This is a genomic window from Microbacterium sp. T2.11-28, from assembly GCF_950097975.1.
In the GTDB taxonomy this organism is placed as follows: Bacteria; Actinomycetota; Actinomycetes; order Actinomycetales; family Microbacteriaceae; genus Microbacterium.
Genome location: NZ_CATNHF010000003.1, coordinates 59,028 through 66,568, shown reverse-complemented (window position 1 = coordinate 66,568; position 7,541 = coordinate 59,028). Strand labels below are relative to the sequence as shown.

Genomic DNA, 7,541 nt, shown 5'->3' with positions numbered 1-7,541 from the left:
ACCACCCCCACCATCGACGAGGCGGTGATACTCCCCGAGATCACCGCCGCCTAAACTAACGACAGCTGATCATCGCAACGAAGCGAAAGACCACCACTCAAACGGACGCGGCCGATTCCAACGCGATGTGCAGCACCGTGTCCGTACTGACTTTGAGTCGGTAGACCGCTCGCTCAAGCCGCAACCGGCGCAGGTGCGCTTTCGGGTTCTCACCCACGACCGCACGGAAGACGCGGTGAAAGTGATGCGGCGAAAGACCAGCGACCGCCGCGATCTCGGCGAGGGTCACCGGCTCCTCGAGACGCTCCTCCATCCAGTGAAGTGCCCGGCTCACACGTTCCGCATGCCGCTGAGCGGTGAGTGGAAGGACGACTGAGGACACGCTTCGAATCTACGAGCGCCGGTCAGTCGGCGTCTCGACGTTTTTTGCGAATCCCACCGAAGCGACTCGCCCCAATGCCCCGAAAGGTCCATATGGACATCGCGTAGACATCTCCCCTGCGAAATGGACAACTCGGAGCGTGACATCTGTAGGAACCGGCTGACGATGAACTGCTGTCGGTCGTCAGAACTGGTCTGCGAGCGCCCTCCGCTGCGCATCCCAATCGAAGTCCTCCAACGTTTTGCGAGCCGGTAACCCGGCGGCCTTGATCCGCAGCTCTGCGCCCGAAGCGTTGCGCGCCGTGGTCTTCCGCGTGAAGGAGCCTGAGTGGGACACTTCTTCTGAGGGCCACCTGTAGGGATCGCTTTGGGGTCGTCGACCGCGCATGAAGGGAGAACCGTGATGACTGGGGATGAAGTGTTCGACACGATCGCTCACGAGATGACTGCGCTTGACGGTGTGTCACGGAACCACCGCGGCAGTCTCATCGTCTCGGGAAGCAGCAGTGGCGCCGTGCGCGCCATGACCAGCGGCGGGCAGGTGGTGGTGAAGCTTGACCCAATGCGCACGGCGGCTCTCGTTGACGCCGGCGTCGGGACACACTACAAGGGTCAGAAGAACGCGTGGCTCCAGCTTCCGGCCGACCTCGACTTTGATCACGTGCGCGGTCTCATCCTCGAGGCGCTGACTGCATGAGAAACCCTTCTTGATTGATGGTCCTGTCCCCTGGTGTGGTGGAGGATCCGGCCGGGTTGTCTTCGTCGTAGACGTTGGTGAGCCATCGTGGTGATAGTCAGTGAGGGCTCGTCGGATCTGATCGACGCGGGAAGCGACCGTGTGGATCGTTGCCGCTCCGCACGATCTCACCACGGAGCGCACCGCCCGCCGCAACTGGACCCGCCCGACGACGCTCGCCACCTGGCCGGGGAGGTCGACCTGAAGGTTCCCAAATACCCGGGGGCGTGACTCACGCCTCGAGGTTCTCGGTCCCGACGAACGCGTTGTGACGCCAATAGATGTTGTCCCGGAAGTGCGCAAACCCGACGCTTTCGTACGACGCAGCGACCTTCTTTCGGGAGCGCCGAAACTCGATCTCGGACAGGTGCTCCCACGGCACCGGTTGCGCGCGGAGAACGATGAGAGTCTCCCTCCCCGTGCCGGTCACCGTCTCCACCAGCGTCGTGAGCAGACGTGGACCAAGGCGCTGACCCCGGTACGGTGGCTCCACAAAGACGCCCTCGACGATCACGAGCTGCGACACCTGCTCGCCAACCAGCGGATCGCGGGAGTCGAGCCACTCGAAGACGTTCTCATCACCGAGAATCGACTCGGTGATCTCGAATGCTTCGCCGCCTACTTGATCGAACACGTCAACGACGTCACCCACCCGGTCGAGGTCGACGGTGTACGCAGTAGCGCGCGCGATGACACGACGCTCCGGCTCCCCCTCGTCGTCGTCATCGAAGATGTACAACGTCGCGTCAGCGGAGATCTTCGCGACGCCCGACGGCAACTCCGTCCAGTTCACGGAGTCCGGTACTCCGACCAGTGGCCGCGTGACCTTCACAATGCACTCAATATCCGTGAGGTCCACGTCAAGTCGCGCAACAACAGCAGACATACTCACCCCTTCAACAACGGATACGCGGCAACGGCATCGTGCCGACAATACCCGGGCGCTAGGGCGTGTCTCTTAAAGCCTTGAGCCAGATGGTGATGGCGCGTAGGACGACGCCGCCGCGATAGGTCAGGGCGAGTTTGTCGTAGCGGGTGGCCAAGGCGCGCCATTGCTTGAAGATGTTGAATCCGCGCTCGACGACGTTGCGGCGCTTGTAGGCCTCGGTGTCGTAGGTGACCGGGCGACCACCCTTGGCGCCGCGGCGCTTGCGGTTGGCGATCTGATCATCGCGTTCGGGGATGACGGCCTGGATGCCGCGCCGGCGCAACAGCTTGCGGTTGGCCCGGGAAGAGTAAGCCTTGTCACCCAGCGCCCGGTCGGGCCTGGTGCGTGGCCGGCCCCCACCCAGGCGCGGTACCCGCAGGGCGTTCATCACGTGCTCGAACATCGGGGAGTCCCCGCCCTGCCCGGGCCCGAGCAGCATCACCAGCGGCCGCATGTTCCCGTCGCACAGGTGGTGGATCTTCGTCGACAGGCCGCCGCGGGAGCGGCCGATGGCGTGATCAGGCGGCTCGATGCGCAGATTCGTGTAATTCGTCAGGTCCCCCTGTGTCCCGGGGCAGGTTGGTGGCGTGCTGATGGGCGCGGTTGATCGTGGAGTCCACCGAGACTTCCCAGTCGATCAGCCCGGCGGCGTCGGCATGGGCCAGCAGGACGCTGTGGATCTTGTCCCACGTCCCATCACCGCTGAAGCGGCGGTGCCGCTTCCACACCGTCTGCCACGGCCCGAAGCACCCGGGTAAGTCCCGCCACGCGATCCCGGTCCGGTAGCGATAGATGATGCCCTCCACCACGGTGCGATGATCGGCGAACGGCCGACCACGACGCCCCTGCGAGGACGGCATCAACGGAGCAATCAGCTCCCACTGCGCATCAGTCAGCAACTCCGTTCGAGACACACACCGAGCGTTCCAGCGACCAGCCCAAACCTTTGGGAGACACGCCCTAGTCGCTTTCCAGGAGAACTGGCTCTTCGCGCGGATGGCGAGCGACGTCTTGCCGAGTCTTTCCAGGATGATGATCGGGTTCATCGGCGCTGTGGTCATCGGCGTGGTCGTGGGGTTCGTTCTCGGTCAGGCGCACCGCCTCCAGGCGATGTTCGCACCCGTGCTCGAGTTCCTGCGCGCGATCCCTGCGGTCGCGTTGATTCCCCTCGTCATCATCGTGCTGGGCCTCGACGACACCGCGAAGGTGATTCTGATCACCTTCATCTGCCTCTGGCCCGTGCTCCTCAATACCGAAGCTGCAATCAGAGGAATGGACCCCGGACTGCGCGAGACCGCCCGGGTGTACGGCATCCACTGGTTCCGCTACGAGTTGCAGGTCGCACTTCCCGCGGCAGCTCCGCAGATCTTTGCCGGAATGCGCACGAGTCTTTCGCTCGCGCTCATCATGGTCGTCGTGAGCGAGATGATGGCGGGAGGCAACGGGATCGGCGTCTTCGTTCTTCAGTCGCAGAGGTCGTTCGCGATCACGGACATGTGGTCGGGCATCGTGCTCATCGGGATCTTCGGGTACGTGTTCAACCTGCTGCTCATCGTCGTCGAGAACCGGGTGCTCGCGTGGCACCACGGCGCGAACACCGCCGTGGAGTGACACCGCGGTCGAGAGGACGCCCTCACACCTCGATGCCGCCGCACCACACACGCAGAACGCGACGCGCGGCAGCGATGTCGGTGAGCGGATCGCCGTCCACCAGCACGAGGTCGGCTCGCAATCCGGGGGTGATCGCCCCCCGATCGTCGAGTGAGAACGCGTGCGCGGCCGTCGAGGTGGCAGCGCGCAGCGCTTCGGCTGTTGACAGGCCGGCGTCCACGAGCAGAGCGAGTTCGTCGTGCATGCTCTCGCCGTATGGCGGCATTGCCCGTTCGAGGAGCCCGATGTAGGCGTCTTCGTCGTGCATGCTCTCGCCGTATGGCGGCGATGCCCGTGTGAAGGACCCGATGTAGGCGTCGGTGCCGGCCAGGACCGGAACGCCCGCGGCATGCATCGCGCGCGTGCTCTCGTGGGCGTGTGCATAGCTCACACCGGGAACGCCCGCTGCGGTGAGATTCGCGGCGACGCCTTTCATCATCGTCAAGGTCGGGATGAACACCGTGCCCTGGGCGAGCATCGTCTCAGCCGTCGCATCGTCGAGCGCGCGGTCGAGTGGAGCATGGGTGATCATGTCGGCCCCCGCAGCGAGGCTCATACGCACAGCTTCGTACAGGGCTGCGTGCGCGATGACCTTGAGCCCCCGCGCGTGCGCAGCAGCCACGAGTGCATCGAGCACGTCCTGGGTGGGACCGGGCAGATCGGCGATGATCTTGATGTAATCCACCCCGTCTGCCACCTGCACCTCGACGAACCGCTCCGCCTTGTCGGGGGAATCGACCAGCGCGACGTCCGGATAGGTCGGAATGCGGCTGTGCGTGCTGCCCTGAGATGTCGCCGCCATGCCGGCGGTGCGGAAGTCAGCGACTCCCCTCAGTCCCCGCAACGACTGGAACTGTGATGCGGGCCATGTCGCCATGTCCAGGCCGGTGGTGACACCGTACGTGGCGAGCGTCTCGAGGGACTCGCGCCCCTTCAGGTGCATGTGACAGTCGATCAGGCCAGGAAGGAGCACCGTACCTTCCGCGTTGACGACAGCGGCACCGACGACGACCGCATCCGCTGATACGTCACCGATGCGCCCGTCGGGCTGGACGACGACCGTCGTGGGGGCGCTCAGACTGTGTCCGTCGAAGACCCTGGTGTTCGTGATCGCGGTCGCAGAGACTGCGCCGAGCGTGGAATCCGTCATGAACTGCTCCGTTCGAGGAGATGTAGATACGAGACATTATTGTTCACGGGCTGACTACTCTCCCGCCGACGCGTTGACGGCGGCGAGCTGCTCGTCGGGGGTCATGTTCATGAACGCCTCGAGCATCTCGGGAGTCATCTCGTAGACGGTCGGGAACTGCCCGATCGGCACGACGGAGTGCAGCACCCGGTCGCCGTAGACGTGCACGAGGTTGTAGGACTGGCCGCCGTCCTGGCCGCGGGCACCGGGGTAGGCGACGGCGAGGTCCTGCGTGTAGCAGGTCGCCGACGCGACCGACACGGGCACGCCCGCGAACGTGCTGGTGGTCGAGTAGTGCAGGTGACCGCCCAGGATGCCGCGCACGTCGGTGCCCCGGATGACCTCGGCGAGGCGCTCCTGGTCGCGCAGCTCGACCAGGGCGATGAGCCCGATCGGGCTCGGCACGGGCGGGTGGTGCAGCGCGATGAGGGTGCCGTCGGGCGCGGGGACTTCGAGCTCGCGGCGCAGCCACGCCAACTGCTCGTCGCTGATCTCGCCGTGGTGCTGCCCGGGCACCGTCGAGTCGAGCGCGATGATGCGCAGACCGTTGACGTCGTAGACGCGGTCGACGGGCTCGGACTGGTCGGCCTCCTCGTCGAGCAGGCCGCGGCGGAACGCGACGCGCTCGTCGTGATTGCCCATCACCCAGATCACCTGGGCACCGAGCTTCTCGGCGGCGGGCTCGACGATGGCCCGCAGGCGCTCGTAGGCGTCGGGGCGGCCGGTGTCGGCGAGGTCGCCGGTGAACACGATCGCTTCGGGGCGGGCGTTGGCCTTGGTGAAGCCGTCGAACAGCTCTGCGAGGTTCTTGTCACTGTCGATGCGCTCGTGCAGCAGGTCGCCGTCGCCCACGAAGTGGGTGTCAGAGACATGCAGGATGAAGTGCTCGGGAGCGGGATGCTGGCTCGCGATGTGCGACATGGTGTGTGTTCCTTCCGATCAGACCGCGGTGGCGGCGGGGTCGATGATCACGGCGGTGAGACGCTCGAGCTCGGTGGGGGTGAGTCCGTGGGCGAGGAGGTAGGCGCTGATCGACCCGTGCTCGCGGTCGATGCGCTCGAGCAGCGCCTCGAGCACCTCGGCGGGGCTCTCGGTGATGAGTTCGACCATTCCCGCGGTCAGTTCGATGCCGCGCTGTTCGAAGACGGCGGTCATCGCGTCTGACCACTCGCCGCGCAGGTTCTCGGCGGTGGCGGCGTAGTCGGCCACGACGTCGTCGCGGTCGACCCCGGCGGCGGCGAGCGCGAAGGCCACGACGAGACCGGTGCGGTCTTTGCCGGCGGTGCAGTGCACGAGCACCGCGTCGTCGTCGTCAGCCGCGATGATCACCCGGATCGCGTCGACCAGCTGCGCCCCGCGCTCGTCGACGATGTGGTCGTAGACGGGCACGAGTCCGACGTGCGTGGTGGCCTGCGCGGCCGGGTCGGCGTCGTCGAACACGGGCAGGTGGTGCACGGTGACCTCGAGCCCGTCGACCGCGCTCGGCGCTGTGGCGCGCTCGTCGCCGCCGCGCAGGTCGATGATGTGGGCGACGCCGATCTCGGCCAGCCGGTCGCGACCGGTCGCGTCGATGCGGTGCAGAGCATCTGACCGCAGCAGCTTGCCCCACCGGCTGGTGCCGCCGGCTGCACGGTAGCCGCCGGTGTCGCGCAGGTTGTAGAGGCCGGCCACGGCGTGGCGACGCTCACGAGGCGCCGCGGTCGCGGCATCCGGCGACGAAGCGGCCGCGGCATCCGTCGCCGAAGGCGTCAGGTCGAGGTCGATGGTCATTCGATCAGCCCCTGCGCGCGCTCGGCGGCCTCGGTCATAGTGGCGGCCGGGTCGGCGCCGTAGAAGACCGCGTCTTCGATGGCGGTGGCGAGCACCTGGTCGACCTGGGCGTAGCTGTCGCCGGGGTACGACACCCACGGCTCGAGCGCGTCGAGCTGCTCGAGGTTGGGCTTCACGAGCGGGTTGGCTTCGACCCAGTCATAGAGCGGTCCGCCCTCGTCGGCCATGCTGCTGCGCAGCGGTAGGTACCCGATCTGGGTCGAGATGATCTCGTAGGCGCGGGGGCTGGTCATGAACTGCATGAGCTCCCACGCGGCGGCCTGCTTGGCGGGGTCGGTGGCGAACATCGCGAGGAACGAGCCCGAGTTGGTGGGCACGACCGCCTGGTCTCCGAACGCGGGCAGGGTGTGAGCGTCGAGGGTCCAGCCACCGGCCTCGGCGCCCATCATGAACGCGCCCTGCAGGGCCGAGCTGTTGACGTGGATCGCGGTCTTCCCCTGCGCGAACGCCTCGTACTGGCTGGTGAAGTCCTCGTTGGTGAGCACGCCGTCCTCGTACATCTCGGTGAAGGTCGCGACCGTATCGATCGCGGCGTCCGAGCCGAACTCGATCGTCGTGCGGTCATCGCTCAGCACCTGGGCGCCGTTCGAGAGGAAGAGGCCCTGCATGCACCAGCTGCCGCCGGTGATCACGCACGACGCGCTCATCGAGGGGGCACCGGTGGACTCGGTGATCTGCGCGGCGGCGTCTTCGATGATCAGGTCGATATCACTGACGGCGGCGGTGCTCTTGAAGGAGCGACCGACACCAGAGAGCTGGATCGTTCCCATGAGTCGCCTTCTGCAAGCGACCTGACGAACCGGGGCCTTCCCGCGAAATCCGCTTGC

The 7,541-nt window shown here is 66.2% G+C and carries 9 protein-coding genes; 2 read left to right on the top strand and 7 right to left on the bottom strand.

What is annotated here, in order from left to right; all coding sequences use genetic code 11:
* Positions 1-97 precede the first annotated feature (97 nt).
* Positions 98-382, bottom strand: a complete 285-nt coding sequence (locus QQZ13_RS05670; RefSeq protein WP_139833211.1) for a helix-turn-helix domain-containing protein — start codon at positions 380-382, stop codon at positions 98-100.
* Between the two features lie 402 nt (positions 383-784).
* On the opposite strand from QQZ13_RS05670, the gene QQZ13_RS05665 reads away from it, so the two are divergent.
* On the top strand, positions 785-1,078 hold the full coding sequence (locus QQZ13_RS05665; protein ID WP_005055297.1) for a hypothetical protein: 294 nt from the start codon (positions 785-787) through the stop codon (positions 1,076-1,078).
* A gap of 271 nt (positions 1,079-1,349) precedes the next feature.
* Here QQZ13_RS05665 and QQZ13_RS05660 read toward each other — a convergent pair whose 3' ends face one another.
* Complete coding sequence (locus tag QQZ13_RS05660) at positions 1,350-1,976, bottom strand: hypothetical protein (RefSeq protein ID WP_197281246.1); 627 nt, start codon at positions 1,974-1,976, stop codon at positions 1,350-1,352.
* Between the two features lie 85 nt (positions 1,977-2,061).
* A protein-coding gene (locus QQZ13_RS05655) for an IS5 family transposase (RefSeq protein ID WP_156172673.1) occupies positions 2,062-2,959 on the bottom strand; the annotation gives its coding sequence in 2 pieces (ribosomal slippage) (positions 2,062-2,598 and positions 2,600-2,959; 897 coding nt in all).
* 115 nt (positions 2,960-3,074) lie between these two features.
* Here QQZ13_RS05655 and QQZ13_RS05650 point away from each other — a divergent pair.
* Positions 3,075-3,656 (top strand): ABC transporter permease, encoded by a 582-nt coding sequence (locus QQZ13_RS05650; protein ID WP_005052801.1) that lies wholly within the window; start codon positions 3,075-3,077, stop codon positions 3,654-3,656.
* 22 nt (positions 3,657-3,678) lie between these two features.
* Here the strand turns inward: QQZ13_RS05650 and QQZ13_RS05645 are convergent, their stop codons facing one another.
* The 4 genes from QQZ13_RS05645 to QQZ13_RS05630 are packed head-to-tail and all read right to left on the bottom strand — an operon-like array spanning position 3,679 to position 7,484.
* Positions 3,679-4,845 carry an amidohydrolase family protein gene (locus tag QQZ13_RS05645; RefSeq protein WP_045245739.1) on the bottom strand — a complete coding sequence of 389 codons (1,167 nt, stop codon included), beginning with the start codon at positions 4,843-4,845 and terminating at the stop codon, positions 3,679-3,681.
* 54 nt (positions 4,846-4,899) lie between these two features.
* Complete coding sequence (locus QQZ13_RS05640) at positions 4,900-5,805, bottom strand: phosphodiesterase (protein ID WP_005052799.1); 906 nt, start codon at positions 5,803-5,805, stop codon at positions 4,900-4,902.
* A gap of 18 nt (positions 5,806-5,823) precedes the next feature.
* Positions 5,824-6,654, bottom strand: a complete 831-nt coding sequence (locus QQZ13_RS05635) for a tyrosine-protein phosphatase (protein WP_005052798.1) — start codon at positions 6,652-6,654, stop codon at positions 5,824-5,826.
* Positions 6,651-7,484, bottom strand: coding sequence for an extracellular solute-binding protein (locus tag QQZ13_RS05630; protein WP_005052797.1), 834 nt, complete (start codon positions 7,482-7,484; stop codon positions 6,651-6,653). Before QQZ13_RS05630 ends, QQZ13_RS05635 begins: the two co-directional genes overlap by 4 nt.
* Between the last annotated feature and the right edge of the window lie 57 nt (positions 7,485-7,541).

Coding starts and splice junctions, on each gene's coding strand:
- QQZ13_RS05665 (WP_005055297.1), top strand. CDS start 785: ATGACTGGGGATGAAGTGTTCGACACGATCGCTCACGAGATGACTGCG.
- QQZ13_RS05650 (WP_005052801.1), top strand. CDS start 3,075: ATGATGATCGGGTTCATCGGCGCTGTGGTCATCGGCGTGGTCGTGGGG.
- QQZ13_RS05645 (WP_045245739.1), bottom strand. CDS start 4,845: ATGACGGATTCCACGCTCGGCGCAGTCTCTGCGACCGCGATCACGAAC.
- QQZ13_RS05640 (WP_005052799.1), bottom strand. CDS start 5,805: ATGTCGCACATCGCGAGCCAGCATCCCGCTCCCGAGCACTTCATCCTG.
- QQZ13_RS05635 (WP_005052798.1), bottom strand. CDS start 6,654: ATGACCATCGACCTCGACCTGACGCCTTCGGCGACGGATGCCGCGGCC.
- QQZ13_RS05630 (WP_005052797.1), bottom strand. CDS start 7,484: ATGGGAACGATCCAGCTCTCTGGTGTCGGTCGCTCCTTCAAGAGCACC.